The organism is Aquirufa nivalisilvae, assembly GCF_004307455.1.
In the GTDB taxonomy this organism is placed as follows: Bacteria; Bacteroidota; Bacteroidia; order Cytophagales; family Spirosomataceae; genus Aquirufa; species Aquirufa nivalisilvae.
This window is the reverse complement of the sequence record NZ_SEWX01000001.1, coordinates 670,255-690,715: the sequence shown is the minus strand read 5'-3', so window position 1 is coordinate 690,715 and position 20,461 is coordinate 670,255. Positions and strand designations below refer to the sequence as shown.

The 20,461-nt window shown below is 40.1% G+C and carries 19 protein-coding genes; 8 read left to right on the top strand and 11 right to left on the bottom strand.

From position 1 onward, the window contains the following. Positions 1-81: 81 nt before the first annotated feature. From EWU22_RS02935 to EWU22_RS02925, 3 genes are read right to left on the bottom strand one after another with little or no spacing between them, the layout of a single operon-like run. Positions 82-741, bottom strand: a complete 660-nt coding sequence (locus tag EWU22_RS02935; RefSeq protein ID WP_109321893.1) for an acetyltransferase — start codon at positions 739-741, stop codon at positions 82-84. Between the two features lie 55 nt (positions 742-796). Next, positions 797-2,317: a 2,3-bisphosphoglycerate-independent phosphoglycerate mutase gene (gpmI, locus tag EWU22_RS02930; RefSeq protein WP_130924339.1), complete on the bottom strand. Its 1,521-nt coding sequence runs from the start codon at positions 2,315-2,317 to the stop codon at positions 797-799. Positions 2,318-2,368: 51 nt separating this feature from the next. Then, a complete protein-coding gene (locus EWU22_RS02925) occupies positions 2,369-3,052 on the bottom strand; it encodes an NAD-dependent epimerase/dehydratase family protein (protein ID WP_130924338.1) in 684 nt (227 codons plus the stop codon). A 46-nt stretch (positions 3,053-3,098) separates the two neighbouring features. On the opposite strand from EWU22_RS02925, the gene EWU22_RS02920 reads away from it, so the two are divergent. Then, the gene (locus tag EWU22_RS02920) at positions 3,099-3,494 is read left to right on the top strand and encodes a Dabb family protein (RefSeq protein ID WP_161566777.1); all 396 of its coding nucleotides are present in this window, start codon (positions 3,099-3,101) and stop codon (positions 3,492-3,494) included. A 26-nt stretch (positions 3,495-3,520) separates the two neighbouring features. Next, the gene (locus EWU22_RS02915) at positions 3,521-4,918 is read left to right on the top strand and encodes a Gfo/Idh/MocA family protein (protein WP_130924336.1); all 1,398 of its coding nucleotides are present in this window, start codon (positions 3,521-3,523) and stop codon (positions 4,916-4,918) included. A gap of 4 nt (positions 4,919-4,922) precedes the next feature. On the opposite strand, the gene EWU22_RS02910 is transcribed toward EWU22_RS02915, so the two are convergent. Continuing rightward, on the bottom strand, positions 4,923-6,161 hold the full coding sequence (locus EWU22_RS02910; protein ID WP_130924335.1) for a DEAD/DEAH box helicase: 1,239 nt from the start codon (positions 6,159-6,161) through the stop codon (positions 4,923-4,925). A 105-nt stretch (positions 6,162-6,266) separates the two neighbouring features. Continuing rightward, positions 6,267-6,938 (bottom strand): TVP38/TMEM64 family protein, encoded by a 672-nt coding sequence (locus EWU22_RS02905; RefSeq protein WP_161566776.1) that lies wholly within the window; start codon positions 6,936-6,938, stop codon positions 6,267-6,269. A 92-nt stretch (positions 6,939-7,030) separates the two neighbouring features. Between EWU22_RS02905 and hisH the strand changes: the two genes are divergently transcribed. From hisH to EWU22_RS02880, 5 genes are read left to right on the top strand one after another with little or no spacing between them, the layout of a single operon-like run. Next, a complete protein-coding gene (gene hisH / locus EWU22_RS02900) occupies positions 7,031-7,618 on the top strand; it encodes an imidazole glycerol phosphate synthase subunit HisH (protein ID WP_130924333.1) in 588 nt (195 codons plus the stop codon). Between the two features lie 3 nt (positions 7,619-7,621). After that, positions 7,622-8,356 (top strand): 1-(5-phosphoribosyl)-5-[(5-phosphoribosylamino)methylideneamino]imidazole-4-carboxamide isomerase, encoded by a 735-nt coding sequence (gene hisA / locus EWU22_RS02895; protein ID WP_130924435.1) that lies wholly within the window; start codon positions 7,622-7,624, stop codon positions 8,354-8,356. Beyond that, on the top strand, positions 8,350-9,105 hold the full coding sequence (hisF, locus tag EWU22_RS02890) for an imidazole glycerol phosphate synthase subunit HisF (RefSeq protein WP_130924332.1): 756 nt from the start codon (positions 8,350-8,352) through the stop codon (positions 9,103-9,105). Before hisA ends, hisF begins: the two co-directional genes overlap by 7 nt. Positions 9,106-9,130: 25 nt before the next feature. Then, on the top strand, positions 9,131-9,727 hold the full coding sequence (hisIE, locus tag EWU22_RS02885) for a bifunctional phosphoribosyl-AMP cyclohydrolase/phosphoribosyl-ATP diphosphatase HisIE (protein WP_109321885.1): 597 nt from the start codon (positions 9,131-9,133) through the stop codon (positions 9,725-9,727). Between the two features lies 1 nt (position 9,728). Then, entirely contained in the window at positions 9,729-10,067 is a 339-nt protein-coding gene (locus EWU22_RS02880) for a phage holin family protein (RefSeq protein ID WP_109321884.1), read from the top strand. Here EWU22_RS02880 and EWU22_RS02875 read toward each other — a convergent pair whose 3' ends face one another. Next, on the bottom strand, positions 10,068-10,457 hold the full coding sequence (locus EWU22_RS02875; protein WP_231962625.1) for a hypothetical protein: 390 nt from the start codon (positions 10,455-10,457) through the stop codon (positions 10,068-10,070). 68 nt (positions 10,458-10,525) lie between these two features. On the opposite strand from EWU22_RS02875, the gene EWU22_RS02870 reads away from it, so the two are divergent. Continuing rightward, positions 10,526-11,677 carry a glycerate kinase gene (locus EWU22_RS02870; protein ID WP_130924331.1) on the top strand — a complete coding sequence of 384 codons (1,152 nt, stop codon included), beginning with the start codon at positions 10,526-10,528 and terminating at the stop codon, positions 11,675-11,677. Here the strand turns inward: EWU22_RS02870 and EWU22_RS02865 are convergent. The 5 genes from EWU22_RS02865 to EWU22_RS02845 all read right to left on the bottom strand — a co-directional run bounded on the left by EWU22_RS02865 (position 11,672) and on the right by EWU22_RS02845 (position 20,448). Beyond that, positions 11,672-12,817: a methionine aminotransferase gene (locus EWU22_RS02865; protein ID WP_130924330.1), complete on the bottom strand. Its 1,146-nt coding sequence runs from the start codon at positions 12,815-12,817 to the stop codon at positions 11,672-11,674. The genes EWU22_RS02870 and EWU22_RS02865 overlap by 6 nt on opposite strands. A gap of 1 nt (position 12,818) precedes the next feature. Continuing rightward, positions 12,819-13,910, bottom strand: a complete 1,092-nt coding sequence (gene nagA, locus EWU22_RS02860) for an N-acetylglucosamine-6-phosphate deacetylase (protein WP_130924329.1) — start codon at positions 13,908-13,910, stop codon at positions 12,819-12,821. 9 nt (positions 13,911-13,919) lie between these two features. Further along, positions 13,920-15,608, bottom strand: a complete 1,689-nt coding sequence (ggt, locus tag EWU22_RS02855) for a gamma-glutamyltransferase (protein ID WP_130924328.1) — start codon at positions 15,606-15,608, stop codon at positions 13,920-13,922. A gap of 283 nt (positions 15,609-15,891) precedes the next feature. Continuing rightward, positions 15,892-19,260, bottom strand: a complete 3,369-nt coding sequence (locus tag EWU22_RS02850) for an efflux RND transporter permease subunit (protein ID WP_231962671.1) — start codon at positions 19,258-19,260, stop codon at positions 15,892-15,894. A 75-nt stretch (positions 19,261-19,335) separates the two neighbouring features. Continuing rightward, entirely contained in the window at positions 19,336-20,448 is a 1,113-nt protein-coding gene (locus tag EWU22_RS02845) for an efflux RND transporter periplasmic adaptor subunit (protein ID WP_130924326.1), read from the bottom strand. Between the last annotated feature and the right edge of the window lie 13 nt (positions 20,449-20,461).

Below are 20,461 nucleotides of genomic sequence, written 5' to 3'. Positions count from 1 at the left end.
CAATTTCTTGGACAATATGGTTAAATCTGAATCGTTTTCCACAACGCTGTCAAGGTTTGGAACCTTGACAGCGTTAGGAAATTAAAACTTCAAATCCTTACTGGAAATCGTTGATTTCTCCGCCGCATTTCCTTTCCAAACACTCCAAGGATCAGTTCTTTGTTTCATGACCGTAGCACCCATACTAACGAAGGTACCTTCGCCAATTACTGAGCTATCACGAATAGTAGCATTAACGCCAAAGAAACAATAGTCATTCACTTGACAATTACCAGAAAGGACTATTTGGGAAGTAAAAAATACATGATTCCCAATACGACTATGATGTCCAATGTGGTTGCCCGACCATAACACACAGTTGTTTCCAATCTGCACATAAGGCTGAATCGTATTATCTTCCAAAATGAAACAGTTTTCTCCAATTTTATCCGTCAAAACGGTGGCACGAGAACTGATATAGGAAATGTATTTATACCCTTTTTCTAAACCTTGCTCATACACCCTTGCCCGAACTTGATTCATCCCAGCCGCTGTCATAGGCGCAAAAAACAAGTATTCCGAAGGTGAGAATTGCTTTTCTACCGTTTCAAATGGCACTAAGGGCAATCCATGAAATTCGGGCTCTTTAATATACTGTTCTTCCACAGTGAAACCTGCTACTTCATGCTCACTGTCATTTTGTAAATAATATAAAGCTAACTCGGCTGACTGTGTATTTCCAAAAATGATAACCTTTCCCATATATTCAATCGATCCAATGATTCAAATACAAAAACGTAAATGTGACAGAAATTAATTAAAATAACGCAACTCCTGTCATTTCTTTAGGTTGCTCTACTCCCATTAACTTTAAGATTGTTGGGGCAATATCACCTAACTTTCCGTTTGACAAGGTAGGGTGGTCATGTGCATCGACTAAAATACACGGGACCAAATTAGTGGAGTGTGCCGTATTCGGTGAACCATCTTCATTAATCATCACATCAGCATTTCCATGATCAGCAATGATGATAAAACTATACCCATGAGCTAAACCTGCTTTCACAACTGCTTCTGCACATTGGTCTACAGTTTCTACTGCTTTAACTACAGCAGGGAAAACACCTGTATGACCCACCATATCTGGATTAGCAAAATTCAAACACACAAAATCAACTTCTTCTTTTTCCAGTTCAGGAATCAAAGCATCCCTTAAATCAGCAGCTGACATTTCAGGCTGTAAATCATAGGTTGCCACCTTAGGAGAATTTCTTAAGATATTCGTTTGACCCACAAACGGCGTCTCACGACCTCCTGAAAAGAAAAAGGTAACGTGTGGATACTTTTCTGTTTCTGCAATACGAATTTGCTTTTTACCCGCTCCTTCTAACACCTCACCTAAGGTCATCGGTAAGTTAGAATCATTGAATATGACATGCACGTTATTAAACTCTTTGTCGTATTCCGTCATAGTCAAATAATACAAGTTCAAACGATGCATATTTTCCTCATGGAAATCTTTCTGCGTCAAAGCTTGCGTTATTTCCCGTCCACGGTCAGTACGGAAATTGAAACAAATCACCACATCTCCTTCAGCAATTTTAGCCAGTGGAGTACCTTGGGCATCCGTTGCAATGATTGGTTTAATAAATTCATCTGTTACATCAGCGGCATAGCTATCCTTTATGGACTGAATGACGTCTTGCGTCAAATGACCTTCAGCATTTACCATGGCATGGTAAGCTAAAGCCACACGCTCCCAACGATTATCACGGTCCATAGCAAAATAACGGCCAGTAACTGAGGCTACATGAGCGCCGGTCTTATCACAATGTTGAACTAAATCTGTCATGAACTTCAATCCAGACTTAGGATCAGTATCTCGTCCATCCGTAAACGCATGAACAAAAACATGTGGCAATTGTGCTTCTTGAGCTGTACTTAATAAAGACTTTAAATGCTCAATATGTGCGTGAACTCCACCGTCAGAAACAAGACCCATGAAGTGCACTGCTTTACCTTCTTTTTTAGCATATTCGAAAGCTTTCGCTAATTCAGGCTCTTGACCTAAGGTATTTTCAGTCACTGCTTTATTAATCCTAACCAAATTTTGGTAGACAATACGACCAGCCCCTAAGTTCATGTGACCAACTTCTGAGTTCCCCATTTGACCTTCAGGAAGGCCAACAGCTAAACCAGACGCCTCCAATTTAGAATGAGGGTATTGAGTATACAAAGATTTAACAAAAGGGATATTGGCTGCATCTATGGCAGAAACCTTGGGGTTGGTAGCAATGCCCCAACCATCTAATATCATTAGTACAACTTTCTTATTCACGGTATTACATTTATTTCCTATAAAATTAGCCAAATTCAGGGAAAAAATTGGCTATTCCTCCTCGAGAACTTTTGCTAAATGAACAATATCTGCCACTTCTATGGTGGTTTTGTCATATCCCTGAATCGTAACAGCCAACATTGCTTGCCCTAACTCCTTCAAAGTACATACCATATTCGGAGCTACCCAACGTAAAAATGGGTACATCCAATTAATATATTTATAAAACGGCAAAGCATGTTGCAAGCCTGGGATAGGATGAATCATTCCAGGTCTAAATGCATAAGCCGATTTAAAATGTAATTTCTTAAGATCATTTTCTGTCTTTCCTTTGACTCTAGCCCACATCAAACTTCCTTTTTCTGTGGAATCTGTGCTTTTTCCTGATACATAAACAAACGTTAATTCGGGATTATGTTTTTCTAAGGATTTAGCAAAACCCAAAGTTAAGTCGTAGGTCAATTTGGTATACTCCGCCTCATTTTTGCCAATGGAAGTAACTCCTAAACAAAAATAACAAGCATCATATCCCTTTACTTGATCTTCTAACTCTTCCGTTTGATAAAAATCCTTCAAAATAATCTCTTTTAATTTCGGATGAGATTTGCCTGATGGACGGCGACTAATGACCAATACTTCTTCCACATGAGGTGAAAGTAAACATTCGTGCATGACGCCTTCCCCCACCATACCGGTAACCCCCGTTACGATTACTTTGATTTTTGAATTTTTCATGGTAGAATTGAATTATAATAATTTGAGTTTAAATTTAAATGAACACATGAACAATCGTCGCGAATTTTTACAACAATCTGGCCTTTTAGCCGCAGGTTCAGCACTAACAGGTTCAGCAGCTACTCCTTCTATGAACTTCATCCACCATGTATTGTTTTGGGCTAAAAACCCCAACAACGAAGCCGAAAAAACCCAACTATTCAAAGCCCTCAAATCACTGGGAGGTCTTCCCATGATACAGTCAGCCCATGTTGGCAAACCCATCATTACGGATTTTGACAAACCTGTTACCGAGGGAAGTTATACTTTTTCTGTGGTATTGACTTTTGCTAATGCCGAAAAAGAAAAAGAATATTTATACCATCCTTTGCACAAGAAGTTCATCGATGACAACAAGCATCTTTGGGGGAAGGTTCAAGTGATCGACTCTCAAGCTATATAATTTGACCAAAAACCTATTAAAACACTATGAATAATAATCGAAGAGATTTTCTCAAATTGAGTGGATTAGCCGCACTGGGTGGATCTGCCAAATGGGAAATCAAAGACTTGGCTACCAGCATGCAGGTAGAGCAAGGCAAACAAGCATTTAACATGTCGGGCTACGCTGCCCCTAAAATTGAAACGGTCCGCATTGGATTTATCGGATTAGGGAACCGCGGTTCCGGAGCAATCACACGGGTTAACCGCATTGACGGAGTAAAGACTGTTGCTGTTTGTGATATCAGAAAAGAAAAGACAGATGCCGCTCTCAATGCTTTAGGTAAAATGGGAATTCAGCCCATTGTCTATACCGAAAAAGAGGAAGCTTGGAAAGCCATGTGCGACCGCCCTGATATTGATTTGATCTACATCGCTACTCCTTGGCATTTACATACCCCAATGGCCGTTTATGCCATGAAACAAGGAAAACATGTGGCCGTGGAAGTTCCTGCAGCCACAACTTTGGAAGAATGCTGGCAATTGGTTGAGACATCAGAAAAGACGAAAAAGCATTGCATGATGCTGGAGAACTGTTGTTATGACTTCTTTGAATTATTGACCCTCAACATGGCACGTCAGGGATATTTTGGCGAAATAATCCATGCGGAAGGAGCTTATTTACATGATTTATTAGATCATAATTTCACCCAAAGTACCTATTACCAAAGCTGGAGATTGAAAGAAAATCTACGCAATGGTAATCTATATCCAACACACGGATTAGGACCTATTTGTCAATTATTGGATATCAACAGAGGAGATCAAATGGATTATTTGGTATCTACGTCAACCAATGATTTCTCCATGCACCCACGTGCTGTGGAATTGGCAGCCAAGGACCCTTTCTACCAACAATTCACGAACAAAAGTTTCCGTGGAAACATGAATACCACCACCATCCGAACCATAAAAGGCAAAACGATGATGGTACAACACGACGTTTCTACTCCACGACCATATTCTCGTATTCACTTATTGAGCGGAACCAAAGGTATGGCAGTCAAATATCCGGATGCGAAAATTTCAGACCACCATCACAATTGGATTTCGGCTGCTGAAATGGCTGAATTGGAGAAAAAATATGCCCCTCCGATTGTCGCTAAGATTGGTGAACTAGCCAAACAAATTGGCGGGCATGGTGGAATGGACTTTATGATGGATTGGCGCCTGATTGATTGCTTACGCAATGGATTACCTTTGGATCAAAACGTTTATGATGCAGCTGCCTGGAGCTCTATTGGACCATTAAGTGAGATGTCCGTTAAAAACAGATCTCGCTCCATGAATGTCCCTGATTTTACACGAGGAAGTTGGAAGTCCAATGTACCCGTTGATATCACTTTAGCACAAGGAGGAACAACAGGAGTAAAGGCTCAGAAATAAGCCTTTACTTTTTCTTTTTTCCCCAGAATTTCTTGCCTCCTTTTTTAGGACCAGAAAAATTTCGCCCCTTATCGCCGGCCTTTTGTAAGGCTGGCTCATAAGCGGGACCAGCTCCAAATTCTTCCGGAATGGGGGATTTGATGACTTCTTTTTCTAATAATCGCTCAATACCAGCAAATTTTCTTTGTTCAGCAGGACTGATTAAGGTATAGGCTGTGCCTTGACTTTCGGCACGAGCCGTACGTCCAATGCGGTGGATATAATCCTCCCCGTCGTTGGGTACGTCATAATTGATCACTAATTCTATCTCGTCGATGTCAATACCCCGACTTAAAATATCAGTAGCCACCAAAATCGTTGTCTTTTTATTTCTAAAATCTTGTAGAACTTGCTCTCTTACATCTTGTTCCAAATCTGAATGAATTTCTTCCACCTTGAATTTGGCCCTTTTTAAGTCGTTTGTTAGTGTTTTTACGTTTTGTTTTCTGGAACAAAAAATAATCACTCTACTGTAGTCCTTCAAGCGTAACAAATGCTTAATCAAAGGAGATTTTTGTTCTTCAAAGACAACAAAGGCTTCTTGAACAATTTGCTCTGGGGGTTTCGAAACAGCAATATTAATTTCAACTGGATTCTTCAATAATTTTCTGGCCAATTCCCGCATTTTATGTGGCATAGTGGCAGAAAATAATAGATTTTGGCGCTCTGGACTTAAAAAAGAGGTGATTTTGATTAAATCGTCTTGGAAGCCCATATCCAGCATACGGTCAGCTTCATCCAACACTAAATACTTTACCTCTTTGAGATTGACATAACCCATATTTAAGTGAGCAATCATTCTGCCAGGAGTACATACCACGATATCACAACCACTTGTTAAGGCTGTTTTTTCAGTCGTAAAAGATTTTCCATCCCCTCCGCCATATACGGCAATACAGGAAACATTGGTAAAATATCCTAAACCCTCCATGTTATCAGCGATTTGGATAGCCAATTCACGAGTAGGAACTATAATTAAGGCATTGATTTGGTTTTCAGCATGCGGTTCGGTAATGATTTTATTCACAATAGGTAGCAAAAATGCTGCCGTTTTACCTGTACCAGTTTGAGCTGAAGCAATAATATCTCTCCCTTCCAAAATTGGTTGTATCACTTGCGATTGTACGGGAGTAGCGGTCTTGTAGCCCATGGAATCGATTCCTGCTAAAAGGCTGTCGGCCAGACCTAATTCTTTAAATGTCAAAATAGTTTGATTAAGATGATGCCTCTTCCGAAGATGGAATAGGAAAGACAAATTTACGCCTTATATCTCACATTTCTTTCAATTTAAGAAAGGAGACCCTGCAGCCTAGGCTTTGACCTGTCTTCTGGCCAGAAAGTACATTCCCAGTCCTGATAAAACCAATAAAACTAAACTAGCTCCATCTTGCCAGGAAAATGACTCCGGATGATGCAGCAGATATTCCCAGCTCTTAGCTTGAGTACCAGTCCAAACAGCCAATGCCGTACGAGGTAACATCCCAATCATCCCTGCCAAACAAAAATCTAGAAAACTTACCCCCAAAAAAGACATCATGGCATTGGTTATCGCAAAGGGGAATATGGGCGAAAGTCGGGCCAGAAAAACCCAAGAAAAGGACTGAGCCTGTACATTAGACAAAAACTGAGCTCCTTTTTTCGTGCGTTTAATCCATCGAATCATGGCATGTCCTTTCCACAATTTAGCCATTCCAAAACCCAGTATAGAAGCTAAGCTATAAGCCACAATCAATGGCCAAATACCTTGAAAACCCCAAATATAGCCTACAAACAGCGCCAAAAAAGTCGTAGGGCATAATGCTAAACCCATCACAAATACGGTGGATATCCAAAATAGCACTTGTTGGCTTAGGCTTAAATTCAAAAAAAAGCTTGGATTAGAAACTGCCAAATAGCCTAAAGCAAGACTAGAAATAAAGGGTAATAAACCCATCCACAGCAGGTAAGCAATTTCAAAAAAAAGTTTTTTCCGGAAGCGCATGTGGAAATAGATGGAACAACAAAGATAGGGGAATTTCATAATCCAGCCTATTTGCCTACCTTTGCAAGGCTATTTACCCAGAAAGAAAGCCCATGGAAATTGCCATCGTCAAATACAATGCAGGGAATGTTGCCTCCGTGATGTACGCACTCGATCGAATCGGGGTACCGTATACTTGGACTGACGATGAAGCAATATTGCGCCAAGCTGATAAAGTAATCTTTCCGGGTGTGGGTGAGGCAAGTACAGCAATGGCCCATTTGAAAGAAAAAGGCCTTGACCTACTTATACCTCAATTAAAACAACCTGTTTTGGCCACTTGCATTGGTATGCAATTACTGTGTAAGCATTCAGAAGAAAATGATACTACTTGCATGGGTGTATTTGATGTGGAGGTTAAACGCTTTCAATCCCATGAATTGAAAATCCCGCATGTGGGATGGAATTCCATTCATGCCAATCAAGACAACCCTTTAATGGAAGGCTTAAAAAAAGAGGAATTCGTATATTTTGTTCACTCTTTTTATGTTCCCGTGAATCCCTTAACCACCGCCGTTTGTGACTACGTTCAGCCATTTTCAGCGATGCTTCACCAGGACAATTTTTATGCTGCCCAGTTCCACGCTGAAATTAGTGGAATGGCAGGCCAACGAATTATTGAAAATTTTCTCGCTTTATAAATGATGTTCCAACTTATTCCTGCCATAGACTTAATTGGAGGCCAATGTGTACGCTTGACCCAGGGTGATTATGCTCAAAAAAAGGTATACCATTCTGACCCATTGGAGATTGCGAAAGAATTTGAAGGAGCAGGAATCCAACGATTGCATTTGGTAGATTTAGACGGAGCTAAAGCCAAAAAAATTGTCAATGCACATGTATTGGAAAGAATTGCCCATGGAACCAATCTACATATTGATTTTGGTGGTGGAGTTCAATCTGATGAAATGATTGATATGGCTTTTTCTGCTGGGGCCAAACAAATTACAGCGGGAAGTATAGCCGTGAGGCAGCCCGAATTAGTGAGAGCATGGTTAAAAAAATATGGTTCCGATAAAATCATTTTAGGAGCCGATGCCCACCATGAGCAAATTGCCGTGTCGGGTTGGCAAGAAAATTCCAATATATCCATCTTTGATTTCTTGAAAGATTACTGTGCGGCAGGTGTGAAATATGTGATTTCTACGGATGTGGCTAAAGATGGTCTTTTACAAGGACCAAGTTTTGATTTATACGAAAAGATTCAAGCACAAGAACCCGAATTACAGCTCATTGCCAGTGGCGGGGTAGCTTGTTTAGATGATTTATACCGACTGCGCGATATGAATATTTTTGGCGTGATTGTTGGAAAAGCCTTTTATGAAGGACGAATTAGTTTAGCTGAATTAGCCACCTTTGCCAAAGAATCTACATGCTAACCAAAAGAATTATTCCTTGTTTGGACATCAAAGATGGTAGAACTGTTAAAGGAACCAACTTTGTGGATTTGCGAGATGCGGGAGATCCCGTAGAACTTGGAGCCTTGTATGCTCAAGAAGGGGCTGATGAATTGGTATTTTTGGATATCACGGCTACGGTAGATGACCGAAAAACCTTAGTTAACTTGGTTCGAGAAGTGGCTAGACATGTCAATATTCCATTTACGGTAGGTGGTGGAATATCCTCCATTCAAGATGTTTCAGCCTTATTAAATGCTGGTGCAGACAAAGTGTCCATCAATTCTTCAGCTGTTAGAAATCCCGATTTAATTGATGAATTAGCCTTACAATTTGGCTCACAATGTATTATTGTGGCCATAGATACACGTTGGGTGGATGGGACTGATTGGGTACATACACATGGAGGAAGAAAAATTACCGAGATTCAAACCATCCCTTGGGCCAAAGAAGTAGAAAATAGAGGAGCAGGGGAAATCTTATTGACCAGTATGGACGCTGACGGAACCAAAGCAGGTTTTGCCAATGCACTTACCTCCACCATTTCTGGCAATTCTTCTATCCCAATTATTGCATCAGGTGGTGCTGGAACTATGGAACACTTTTATGAGGTATTTACGGAAGGAAAAGCAGATGCAGGCTTAGCGGCCAGTATTTTTCACTTCAAAGAAATAGCCATATTAGATTTAAAGAATTACCTAGCCAGCAAAGGAATTCCGATGCGTATTTAATAAATTCACAAGAATTTTTGATAAAATGAACTCAAGCCCCGATTTTTCTAAAGGATTACTACCTGCTGTTATTCAGGATGCCTCCACCTTGCAAGTATTAATGCTTGGATATATGAACGAGGAAGCCTATTTCAAAACACAGGCCGATAATATTGTCACTTTTTATTCCCGTTCAAAAGAGCGCTTATGGACTAAAGGTGAAACTTCAGGCAATTTCTTTCATGTTAAAAACATCTTGTTGGATTGCGACCAAGACACCTTATTAATCCAAGTGGATCCCGTAGGCCCAGCTTGTCATACGGGTGCAGATACTTGTTTCAATACCTCCAATCAAGATAACGCAGCTTGGCTGGATTATTTAAAACACATCATTCGTTCTAGAAAAGGAGCTTCTGCTGACACTTCATATACTGCATCTTTATTCCAAAAAGGGACCAATAAAGTGGCGCAAAAAGTGGGAGAAGAAGCCGTGGAATTGGTGATTGAAGCCATGTCTAATAATGATGAATTATTCAAAGGCGAAGCTGCTGATTTAGTTTTCCACTTATTAGTATTGTTAGAAGATCGAGGTATTGGATTAGAAGAAATTGTTAAATTGCTACAACAAAGACACGCTAAATAACATGATTGGATTCATCATTCGTTACATCATCATTGCTGGAGTGATTCTAATCATTCCTCGCTATCTAAAAGGCATTGTAGTGGATGGATTCACCACAGCGCTTCTTGTGGCATTGGTCATGGGCTTTCTAAACTCCTTTGTTAAGCCCTTCCTACACATCATTAGCTTCCCTATCACCTTCTTGACATTAGGCTTGTTTTCTTTAGTGATCAACGTGGCGATAGTTTACTTGACGGAACTTTATGTTCCTGGATTTCAGGTAAGCGGATTTGTAGCTCCACTAATCTTTAGCTTTATCGTAAGTTTCTCCAGTACAATAGTGGGTTGGTTTACCAAATAATCAAGGCAAACCATTTTGAAAAGTAATTTCCGTAGCCAATCCTATGGCACTGAATCGGAAAGCTATGCAATAGGCTTGTGAAGGATTCGTGATTTTATCACAATGAGGCCCTTTTTCCAAGAAATAAACGTAATATTCTTGATTACGATCTGCCAATTGTTGGATATCAGGTTTACCTAAAATATCCTCGATGTCATTTGAGCTTACCCCTTTTAAATTCTCTTTGTGGGTTTTTAACCAAGCTATTTGTGAGGCTCTATTTCCTTGACAACCTGCTTCATCTTGCACAAATTTTTCTACATCAAAACCCGTTAAATCAGGCTGTTTGGTACAGGACGTCAATAGCCCTAGCAACACAAAAAAGCAATAAAATCGGAATGATGAAGACATAGGGCTCTATTTGAAAAGCCAAAAATACAGAAAGGATTCCCGACGAGAAAGCTCTAAGGAATAAATTCATGGATTTAGGCAAATTGTTGGTAAATTCAACTCAAATTCATGTGATGCGCGTATTACTTTGCCCTGATAAATTTAAAGATTCCCTTACCGCGGCAGAAGTCTGTCAGGCCTTAGCTCAAGGGATTAAAAAGTCCCATCCTGAGGCTTTCATTCAGTCTTTGCCCTTGGCCGATGGAGGGGAAGGAACCTTGGATGTTATCCAAGAAATTTTCGGAGGAGAATGGGTAAAGGTCATGGTAAAAGATCCTCTTTTTCGTGATATCGAAGCCCCTTATTTATGGGTAAAGGATAGGCAGCATGCCTTCATTGAAATGTCGCGCGCATCTGGAATAGAATTACTTAAAAAAGAAGAGCGAAACCCTGGGGTAACCAGCACTTTTGGCACAGGAGAACTTATCCTACACGCCTTGAAACTGGGAGCTAAACAAATCACTTTAACGGTTGGAGGCTCAGCTACCAATGATGCAGGCATGGGAATGGCCGCAGCATTGGGATTTCTTTTTTTAGATGAGCAAGGCAATGAATTAGCTCCTAGAGGTGAAAATTTGGTGCATATCCGCCAAATCATTCCTAGTCCAATTGAGAACAAATTAAGGCAAATTCAGTTTCAAGTGGCCACCGATGTGCGCAATGTACTACATGGGCCACAAGGAGCAGCGCACGTTTTTGCCAAGCAAAAAGGAGCTGACGAAGAAATGATTAGACAGTTAAACAATGGTTTAATTAATATGTCGACATTCTTCCCCAATAATGAAATCGCTCAAAGCCCAGGGGCAGGAGCTGCAGGAGGATTAGGGGCCGGAGCCATGTTCTTTCTACAGGCAAGCATACATTTAGCTTCTGCTTGGATATTGGATTTAGTTGCTTTTGATCAACATGCCTCCCAAGCCGACGTTATCATCAGTGGTGAGGGGAAAATCGATGTACAATCTTGGGAAGGGAAATTAATCTCCACTGTCATTCAACACAGCCAAGCACTTCAAAAACCCATTATTTTAGTATGTGGAGGATTACAAGACAGGGACAAAATACCTGAATCCATGCAGCATATTCCGGTTTACCCCATTTTGGTCCCACCCATTAGTTTAGAGGAGGCCATCATGCAGGCTTCGACTCATTTAGTTCGAATAGGAGAAAACTTGAAACTATAATTGAACCAGTCGATGTGCTGCTTCTAATAATACCTCATCAGATTTGGCAAAACAAAAACGCAAAATCGTATCTCCAGGCGCTTTTTCATAAAATACCGAAATGGGAATGGAGGCTACTTTGATTTCTTTGGTCAATCTTTCTGCCAAATCCACATCCTTTTCATCACTAATTTCCTGGTAGTCCATGCATTGGAAAAAGCTCCCATGGCTTGGTAATAATTTCCATTTACTGCCTTCAAAAGCCGAGGCAAATAAATCCCTCTTTCTTTGGTAAAAATCCGAAAGGCCTAAATAATGGGAGGGTTCTTTCAAATAGTCAGACAAGGCATATTGCAAAGGAGTAGCACTGGAAAAAGTCACCCATTGATGCAATTTTTGGAACTCCTTAGTCAAGTATTCTGGGGCTAAACAATACCCAATCTTCCAGCCCGTAATGTGATAGGTTTTCCCAAAAGAACCACAAACAAAACTCCGTTGACGAAGCTCTGGGTGGAGTAATACAGAGTAATGTTTTTGTCCATCAAAAACAATGTGTTCATACACCTCATCGGAAATAATCAGAATGTTGGTTCCTTTCACTATTTCGGCCAATGCATCTAAATCATTTTCAGTCCAAATGGATCCTGTAGGATTATGTGGACTATTGACCATGATAGCCCGAGTTTTAGGAGTAATCGTACGCGCCAACTCTTCCCAATCAATTTGAAAGCCGTTTTTGGCATCCATGGACAAGTGTATAGGAATTCCTCCTGCCAATCGAACAGCGGGATCATAGGCATCGTAGCTTGGGTCAAACATGATGACTTCATCACCTGGAAACACGCAACAATGAATGGCACAGAACAAAGCTTCGGTAGCACCTGAAACAACGGTGACTTCTTTACTCGCGTCTATATCAATGCCATAGAAAAGACTGCTTTTATCAGCAATACTTTGCTTAAAAACGGGTACACCAGCCATGGGGGCATATTGATTATGGCCTTTGGAATAAAAAGCCAATAAAGCCTGAAGTTCCTCGGAGCAATCAAATCCTGGAAAGCCTTGAGATAAATTCAAAGCCCCATGTTCCGCTGCCAGAGCCGACATTTTTGTAAAAATAGTGGTTTGAACTTGCGCTTGTTTGGAAGGAAAGCTAATCATATTAATCCATCAAAGGTTCTCCATCCAACCATACTTGTTGGACTTTTAAATCATCACTCATATGTATCAAGCAGGCTTTTTTACCCACTTCAATCGTCCCCAAATCCTGTTCTAAATTGGCTACTTGAGCTGGATAAAGCGTAGCCATGCGAATTGCCTCCTCCACATCCATTCCCACCTGATGCACGCAGTTCTGAATGGCCTGTTCCATCGTTAAAGCTGAGCCTGAAAGAGTGCCAGTTTCATTAGAAAATTTACCATCCTTTTTATCAAATAAATAAGGGCCTGACACATCATGTGTTACAGCATCTGTAATCAAAAACAATCGATGTTTCTTCAATTCTTTGGCCAATTTTACCGAACGAAAATCACAGTGCAAGCCATCCACAATGATACTAGTCCATGCCTCGCTCGAAAAGCTTGCTCCGACTAAACCTAGGGCCCGACTTTGCCACTGAGACATGGCATTAAATAAATGAGTTATCCGATTCGCGCCTTTGGCTAATGCCTGATTGGCTTGATCAATAGTCGCATCAGAATGCCCTAGAGACACCATAATGGTGCTTTTGATGATATAGTCCAATTCCTCCTCAGAAAACATTTCAGGAGCAATGGTCATGTAAATCGGCAAATCTCCGGCACGCTGTACAATTTCTTGGATGTACTCCACACTAGGCTTTTGGACAAATTCTTCTTTGTGTGCTCCCTTTCGGATGGGATTAAAAAATGGTCCTTCCAAATGCAATCCAATTAAACCTTTTCCTCCTTTGGCCAAATAGGCTTTACAAGAATCAATGGCCTTCCACATGGTTTCTTTGGGAGAACAATTTAACGTAATCTGAAAATGAGTAGTCCCTGTTTTGTGATGTTCTTCAATGGTCTTGGCAATGGATGCTTCCGTTGGATGGTTGGAAAACAAGAGCTCTCCTCCTCCATAGACTTGTAAATCGATGAATCCGGCACAAATAAAACCACTTCCTTGTAGATCTCCTTCTACTGATTTAATTTCTTGGATGCGGCCTTGATGTACATGGATTTGTTGATTCACCAACCATTCATGACCTGTAAAAACACGTTTTGCTAAAATAACCATGGATATAATTTAATAACCTGCGGCTTGTCCATCTTTTCTAGACTCCGACGCACCAAAATATACTTTTCTGATAGGATCCCAACGAATAGCCTGATAGCCTCCATAGATTCCATTCATGAAACCTACTTGATGTCCTTTTTGTAATAATTCTCGAATGACTTCATAAGGATATCCACTTTCCAAAGTGATCGTTCCTCCTGTCAATTCCATGGCTTCACCCGTTGGTTCAGACGAGCCTTCATGATTTAATCTTGGAGCATCGCCAGCTTCTTGAATATTCATACCAAAATCTACTACGTTCATGACAATCTGCACATGACCCATCGGCTGAAAAGCGCCACCCATTACTCCAAAGCTCATAAAAGGCTGTCCATCTTTGGTGACAAAAGCCGGAATAATGGTATGAAAAGGACGTTTTCCTGGAGCGAAAGTATTGTTTTCTCCTTCATTCAAACTGTACATTTCCCCACGATCTTGAAACATAAAACCTAATCCATCAGGCATCATTCCTGAACCAAAACCGCGGTAATTACTTTGAATCAAAGAAACCATGTTGCCATCTTTATCGGCGATGGTCAAATAAATCGTATCCCCATCTTTTAAGGCAGGATTACCTGCATCATAATGTTTCGCAGCACGATTTGCTTGAATCAATTTTCTTCGCTCTGCAGCGTAAGATTTGGAGATTAAATTAGCCACAGGAATTTTAGCGAATTCCGGATCAGCATAGTATTTGGCTCGGTCTTCAAATACCAATTTCTTGGCTTCGGTAAACAAGTGAATATGTTCTGCACTACCATGTTTGATTTTAGAGAAATCGTATCCTTCCAAAATATTCAACATTTGCAAAGCTGCTATACCTTGTCCATTGGGAGGTAATTCCCAAACATCAAAACCTCGGTAATTTACCGATACTGGATCGATCCAAGTAGACGTATGTGTGGCTAAATCTTCATAGCTCAAGAAACCGCCGTTTTTCTTCATGAAAGCATCCATGGTTCTAGCCATGTCGCCTTTGTAAAAAGCATCACGACCTTCCTTTCCGATTCTCTCTAAGGTATTGGCTAGGTTAGGGTTTTTAAACACATCACCGACCACAGGCGCTTTGCCGTTGGGATAGTAATGCTGCGCAACATTAGGAAAGCGTCCGTAGTTTGCTTCTACTCGCTGCAAGGCAGAGGCAAATTCCCCATGAACAGGAAAGCCATTTCTAGCATAGGATACTGCCTTTTCTAGTACTTTAGACATAGGCATCGAACCAAATTTCTTATGTAGCTCAAACCAGGCATCAACACAACCAGGTACACTTACTGGAAGAGGCCCCACACTTGGAATGTATTTCAATCCGCGTTTTTTCAATTCGGCCAAGGTCAATGATTTAGGAGATCTGCCTGAACCATTTAAACCATACAGTTTTTTTGTTTTGGCATCCCAAACGATGGCAAATAAGTCGCCACCAATTCCATTCACATGAGGTTCAACGACACCTTCCATCGCATTAGCAGCAATGGCAGCATCAATGGCATTTCCTCCAGCTTTTAATACATCTAAAGCTGCTTGGGTAGATAATGGGTGAGAAGTAGCCGCCATGCCATTTTGGGCAATAACTTCCGAACGAGTAGCCCATAATTTACCATAAGGTCTATCTTGAGCAAAAAGGCTTAAGGGGAATAATAATAGTAAGAGTAGTTTTTTCATAGTGCCAGCACATTAAGACTTTCAATTTAATGAGATTAATTTGATTATTTATGCGGATGTATCTAGCCTTAACGCTGTCAAGGTTCGAAACCTTGCCAGCGTTGCGTTTTAACGAATGAGATTTCACCCATATTGTCCAAGAAATTGATAATAAACAAAGCTCTAAAACTCTTTAGTAGAAAGGGAATTTTCAACTCATTTGATCTTTCTGTATTAACAAAAAGACCTCGGACAATGTCCGAGGTCTTTCTATCTAATCCCCAAAATATAAATTAAAATTGTACTAAGCTGTTTTACGGATTTTTTGCTTGATACGTTCCGATAAATAATACATACATGGAACAATTACCAAAGTCAAAGCCGTTGAGAAAGTCAAACCAAAAATGATGGTCCAAGCTAAAATTCCCCAGAATACGGCTGAATCAGATCCAAAGAAAATATGAGGATTCAATTCGGTAAACATGGCGGCAAAGTCGATACTCAAACCTAGGGCCAAAGGTATCAAACCTAAAACCGCAGCAGATGCTGTCAATAATACGGGAGTCAAACGAATTCCTCCTCCTTCAATGATAGCTTCTTTCAAATCATATCCGCGCTTAAATCGTAATTCCTCGATAAACTCAATCAACAGGATACCATTTTTCACAACGATTCCGGCTAAGGCAATCACTCCCACACCCGACATCAATACAGAGAATGTCATACCAAAAGCTAAGAATCCTAAAATTACCCCAACCAAGGAAAGTAAAATAGTAGCAAAAATGATGATAGGTTTCACTGCTGAGTTGAACTGAGTAACCAAGATTAAGTAAATCAAAATCAAGGCCGAAATAAAGGCAATTCCTAAAAATGCCCCCGTTTCTTGCTGTTGCTCTTGCTCTCCACCCATCTTAATCTTGTAGCCTTGAGGCAATTCCATGGTTTCAAATATGCCATTCAATTCCGCTACAATCTCATTGGCATTATAACCTTCAATTACATCGGAACCTAAGGTTACAACACGCTCTTGGTTTTTACGATTAATCTGACTGAATGAAGAAGCGTAACGAATATCAGCTACTGAGCTCAAAGGAACTTGACGTAATAGACCTCCTGAATTCATATCACGGTACGTAATATTCATAGAAAGTAATTTTTCTATCTGATTTCTAGAGTTCCCTTTTAATCGCAATTGAATTGGATATTCATCTTTAACATCACGGTATTTAGATATTTCAACACCAAACAAAGCTCCACGAATAGCCATCGCCACTTGAGCTGAAGAAATTCCTTCTCTACTTGCCTTCTCGCGATTTACATCAACGATAATTTCAGGCTTATTAGTTACCAAGTCCGACTTCAACTCTTGAATACCTTGAACTCCTGCTTTTTGAATCGTATTCAGTACTTTTTTCTCTAAGTCCAACAATACCCCAAAATCATCCCCAGAAATCTCGATCGAGATAGGCTTACCTGTAGGAGGGCCATTTCTTTCACGTTCAATCGCCATTTCAACTCCAGGAATTGGATTTGTTTTGAATGAGTTTTGCAATTTGGTTAATAAATCTTGCGTCGATAAACCCGCTCGCATTTGAACTTTCTCAAAGGCAATCGTCACCTTACTTTTATGTGGAGTAGCACTACGATCAGGATTCATTGGATCTCCTGCGTTTTTACCTACGTTAGAAATAACAGAATTAACAATTCTCATCGCCTGCTCTTTCTTCAAGAAAGTAAACACTCGTCCTTCTATGACCTTGGTCATGGAATCCGTCACTACGGCATCCGTTCCAATTGGCATTTTGGCGTAGATATATACATAATCTGGGTCACCGGATGGGAAGAAAATCACCTTAGGTTTCACGATACCAAATAGTACGAATGAGAATACCAATAGACCAAAAGAAGCTAATACGGCATAAATAGGTCTGCTGCCTTCCAATACCCAAGAAATTATTCGACGATAAGCATTTTTAAAGGCTGGCAACGTTTTATCTTGGAATGGAACAATCCATTTAGGAGTAACGATAAAGTGGTTAAACACATAAATAATTACCGCAAAAAGGAAGAAATTACCAAAACCAAAATGACCCAATTTAAAGCCTAAAACATAACCACCTAGGGTAAGGCTCAATAGAACAAATACGGTTTTACGGATATCCGAAAATTTAGGATTCTTGACATCATTCACCTCTTCATCATGACGCTTCATGAATGACATGGCAAAAACTGGATTCATTACATAAGCCACAAATAAGGAAGCAAATAAAGTAATGATTAAGGTAATGGGTAAGAATTTCATGAATTCCCCAACAATACCTGGCCAGAACAACAAAGGCAAGAATGGCGAAATCGTCGTTAATGTTCCAGATAATACTGGCACAAAAACTTCAGAAGCTGCTAATTTTACCGCCTCTACAATGCTCAATTTCTTAAAATTGTTAAACAAACGGTGAGCATTTTCAATGACCACAATGGCATCGTCCACCACAATACCTAAGCTCAACAAGAAGGCGAAAAGCACAATGGTGTTCAAGGTGAAGTCGAAACCTGGCATGAACAAGAATGTCAATAAGGCCGATAATGGCACTGATAATCCCACAAAAGCAGCATCACGCACACCCATGAAGAACATCAATACGATTACTACGAAAACGAAACCCAAGATTACGGTGTTGATCAAATCCGCTAAATCTCCACGAGTTCTTTCCGACTGATCAGCGGTAATAGAAACAGTCAATCCGCTAGGAAAACGTGTTTCTTTATATTCATCAATGGTCTTTTCGATACGATCAGCAGCATCAATTAAGTTAGCTCCAGCACGTTTGATGACGTTTAGCGTAATTACTGACTTATTATTAAGACGAGCAAAATCTTGTTTCTCTTCAAAGCTATCTTGTACATCAGCTACGTCTTTTAAACGTACGACCGCACCAGTACTGGAACGAATGATGATGTTAGACAATTGCTCCATGCTTTTGAACTCACCTGTCACACGCAAGGAACGTCTCACTCCATTGACAGGAAGTTCCCCTCCTGAAATGTTCACGTTTTCTCCTTGAACTACAGATTGAATATCATAGAAAGTCAAACCGTAACTCTGCATTTTAGCTAAATCCAAATTGATTTGAATCTCACGCTTTAATGCACCAATGATATCCACCCGATTAATTTCAGGCATTCCTTCGATCTCATCTTGCAAATCTTCCGCGTATTTCTTCAGCTTATCCAATGGATAATCCCCAGCTATATTGATGTTCATGATAGGGAACTCTGAAAAGTTCACCTCAGCCACAGATGGTTGTCGGGTCAAGTCTTTAGGCAAATCCGTTATGGATTTATCTACCGCATCTTGAACTCGTTGTTTAGCCACCGGTACTGTAACATCCGTATTGAACTCCACGATGATCACAGATACATCTTGCAAGGCGTTCGATTTCACGCTTTTAACCCCAGTGACTGCTTTTAATTGCTTTTCAATGGGTTTGTTAATCACATTCTCAATGTCAGTTGGAGTTGTTCCAGCATAGACAGTTTGAATTACCATTTGTGGAACTACGATATCTGGAAATTGCTCTTTAGGCAATTGCTTATAGATACCCATACCCGCTACAAAAATGATGAAGGTAAAGATGTAAATGGTCGTACGATTATGCCCCAACCATTCTATCATATTATAGATTAGTCCTTTTCCTTCGGGCAATTGCTCGTTTTTTATATTTTTTTCCATGTTGTGGATTCTTTCAGATTAGAATGAAATGGCTTGACCGTCAACTAAATCTTGATAGCCTTGTGTGATGATTTGATCACCCGCCTTGATACCAGAAGTAATTTCAGCTTGACCGTTATAAGACAAGCCAATCGAAACTTGACGCGCTCGTGCTACTTTCTTTCCTGCTTCGTCAACTGCCACATAAATCAAGTTCCCTTTTTCTGTTTTTTGGATTAAATTTTCATCTAATACAATGGCCTTTGCTTTAGAAACGTCATTGATGTTGATTACGGCCAATTGATTTGGTTTTAACTCATTGCCTACATTTGGAATGCGTGCTTCGATATCAAAGGTACGAGACAATGGATTCACCAATTGAGAAACCAAAGTTATACGAGCCTTAACTTCTTTGTTGATATCTGGGAATTTAATCACGATTGGGTCACCTACTTTCACAGAACCTACATAAGTATCCGAAATTTTAGCAGCTACTTTCAAATTGCCTAAATTCACGATTTGAACAATTGGCAAACCAGGAGAAGCCATTTCACCTGCTTTTTGGCGAACGATTTCAATCGTTCCTGAAATAGGAGCAATTACTTTCGACATCGCCAATTGAGCCTGTAAAGTTACAAGGCGTTTTTCTAATGACTCTTTGTTAGACTTAGCACTCAAATATTGCACCTCTGTACCAATTTGTTGATCCCATAAAGACTTTTGCTTGTCGAAAAGTATCTTAGCTAAAGACAATTGATGTCTTACTTCTTCCATGGATTCCTTCAAAATATTGTTGTCTAAGGTTGCAATCAATTGTCCTTTTTTGATCGCTTGCCCAGCAACCACTGGTAAAGTCAATATAGCTCCAGCTGTCTGGGGACTTACTAAAACAGTATTTTCTGCTAAAACAGAGCCTTGAGCTTCTACAAAGTGGTTGAACGTTTGAGCTTGAATTGGGCTAACACCTACAGCAACCACTTTTTCTGCAGCTTTAGGACTTTCCTTGCCAATCTCTTTTTCGATGGTAGCGATTTTAGCACTAATTTCTTGAGCTTGCTTCTTCAAATCAGCTAACTCTTGTTTTTTATCTACTGACTTAGAGCAAGATGCTACCATTAATACGGCAGCTAATAAAATGGTAAGATTTTTCATATGATATTTGTTA

Bases quoted from the DNA above. Each gene is read 5' to 3' on its own strand.
- EWU22_RS02935 (WP_109321893.1), bottom strand. From the start codon at position 741: ATGGGAAAGGTTATCATTTTTGGAAATACACAGTCAGCCGAGTTAGCT.
- EWU22_RS02925 (WP_130924338.1), bottom strand. From the start codon at position 3,052: ATGAAAAATTCAAAAATCAAAGTAATCGTAACGGGGGTTACCGGTATG.
- EWU22_RS02920 (WP_161566777.1), top strand. From the start codon at position 3,099: ATGAACAATCGTCGCGAATTTTTACAACAATCTGGCCTTTTAGCCGCA.
- EWU22_RS02915 (WP_130924336.1), top strand. From the start codon at position 3,521: ATGAATAATAATCGAAGAGATTTTCTCAAATTGAGTGGATTAGCCGCA.
- EWU22_RS02905 (WP_161566776.1), bottom strand. From the start codon at position 6,938: ATGCGCTTCCGGAAAAAACTTTTTTTTGAAATTGCTTACCTGCTGTGG.
- hisH (WP_130924333.1), top strand. From the start codon at position 7,031: ATGGAAATTGCCATCGTCAAATACAATGCAGGGAATGTTGCCTCCGTG.
- hisA (WP_130924435.1), top strand. From the start codon at position 7,622: ATGTTCCAACTTATTCCTGCCATAGACTTAATTGGAGGCCAATGTGTA.
- hisF (WP_130924332.1), top strand. From the start codon at position 8,350: ATGCTAACCAAAAGAATTATTCCTTGTTTGGACATCAAAGATGGTAGA.
- hisIE (WP_109321885.1), top strand. From the start codon at position 9,131: ATGAACTCAAGCCCCGATTTTTCTAAAGGATTACTACCTGCTGTTATT.
- EWU22_RS02880 (WP_109321884.1), top strand. From the start codon at position 9,729: ATGATTGGATTCATCATTCGTTACATCATCATTGCTGGAGTGATTCTA.
- EWU22_RS02875 (WP_231962625.1), bottom strand. From the start codon at position 10,457: ATGTCTTCATCATTCCGATTTTATTGCTTTTTTGTGTTGCTAGGGCTA.
- EWU22_RS02870 (WP_130924331.1), top strand. From the start codon at position 10,526: ATGGATTTAGGCAAATTGTTGGTAAATTCAACTCAAATTCATGTGATG.
- EWU22_RS02865 (WP_130924330.1), bottom strand. From the start codon at position 12,817: ATGATTAGCTTTCCTTCCAAACAAGCGCAAGTTCAAACCACTATTTTT.
- nagA (WP_130924329.1), bottom strand. From the start codon at position 13,910: ATGGTTATTTTAGCAAAACGTGTTTTTACAGGTCATGAATGGTTGGTG.
- ggt (WP_130924328.1), bottom strand. From the start codon at position 15,608: ATGAAAAAACTACTCTTACTATTATTATTCCCCTTAAGCCTTTTTGCT.
- EWU22_RS02850 (WP_231962671.1), bottom strand. From the start codon at position 19,260: ATGATAGAATGGTTGGGGCATAATCGTACGACCATTTACATCTTTACC.
- EWU22_RS02845 (WP_130924326.1), bottom strand. From the start codon at position 20,448: ATGAAAAATCTTACCATTTTATTAGCTGCCGTATTAATGGTAGCATCT.